The organism is Leptotrichia sp. (assembly GCF_057270615.1).
In genome coordinates, this window is the sequence record NZ_DBHIXN010000139.1 from 1 (window position 1) to 1,434 (window position 1,434).

The 1,434-nt window shown below is 23.2% G+C and carries 2 protein-coding genes; both read right to left on the bottom strand.

What is annotated here, in order from left to right:
- Window positions 1-202 precede the first annotated feature (202 nt).
- Window positions 203-1,162 carry a hypothetical protein gene (locus ACO409_RS10945; RefSeq protein WP_178936971.1) on the bottom strand — a complete coding sequence of 320 codons (960 nt, stop codon included), beginning with the start codon at window positions 1,160-1,162 and terminating at the stop codon, window positions 203-205.
- 9 nt (window positions 1,163-1,171) lie between these two features.
- A partial coding sequence (locus ACO409_RS10950; RefSeq protein ID WP_485557193.1) for a hypothetical protein occupies window positions 1,172-1,434 on the bottom strand: 263 nt, incomplete at its 5' end.

The window sequence follows — 1,434 nt, forward strand, 5'->3', positions numbered from 1 at the left end:
TTGATGACATGAAACCTTTGCTTGTGCTTTTTGATTCATTTTCATAACTGTTTACGACTGATTCAGCGTTCACATTTCCTGTGATTGCTAGCCCTGTCGTGTCTTGAGCAATGAATGACGAACCTTTTAAATTCATATCGCCGATTGTTCCAGAGGCTGAATTTACTGAGATTCCCATCTTTTAATTTTTTAAAAAAGTTATTTATAAAAATTTAATCTCTTGAATAAAAACCTCTGGATAATATTCCTCTTCAATCAATACTTCTAATATGATATTCGAAAAAATATATTTATGTGAATTCCAATCATCAGAACTATCAATGCCTAAATTGTCATAATCAGAATATTTGCAAAATTTTGAATTTTGAGTTTCAACAAAATAAAAATTTTCTTTATTTTGTGCTATATCAAAAAAATCTTCTGTATTTGCGTATTTTTTATGTATATATTGAAAATTGTTTATTTTATCTTTATCATATTTGATAATAAAATAATATTTTTTATCAACTTCTATTTTTATTTTTAAATTTTCAATATCTTCTATATGGCAACAAGTAATATTTCTTTTTAATTCTAAAACAGAATTTATTTTTTCTGTAATTTTCTCATTTGTTAATTCCATAGTATGTTCTTTCTTTATTTTTAAATCTTTTTTTCGCTTATACAAATCTAAAAGTACTTTTTTCAAATTATTTTCCATTTCTTTTTGAATAACATTTGTTTTTCCTATTAATGGCTTTGTATTTTTTCTCAAAACTATTTCATATTTACTGCTCGAGTCTATAAAAACTAGAATATCTGAATTTTTATAATTTTTTAAATACCAACCAATATAAATTGGATTTTTAAATTTATAAATTAAAGATATTTTTTCAATTTCTTTAATATTTATTAAATTATCTAACGACATAAATAAATCCATTTTTCTAATTCCTAAAATATCATTTTTACAAAATGAAAAAACTACTTTTTCAGTAAGATATTCTATATTTTCTTTAATATCAATAAAATTAAAAATCACATCCAAATTATCATTATTTTCTTTCAAATATATTTGAGAAACATTTCCTTTATACTCAAAAGAATAAAATGGTACTAATTCCTCGCCAGTTTCATATTCAATCCATTCAAACGCTTCTCCTTTTTTTATAAGTCGTCCCATAAATCACCTCTAAAACCTAATTTCAATATGTTTACTTTTACTTACCCAGATATCGATAGTTGGAGTTTTTAAACTGCTATAACTACTTCTAACTGCAATTTTTATTTCTTTACCATTTATCTTTATTTTTCCTGAAAATCCTTCTGCTATGCTCGATTTAAAAAATTTTATATTAGTTGGTTTCAATCTATTGAATATTTTTTTTGCAACTTCATAACCTTTAAATTTCGAATGATAATTATTTGTTCCCTTTTGCCTTGTAGCATTAAATT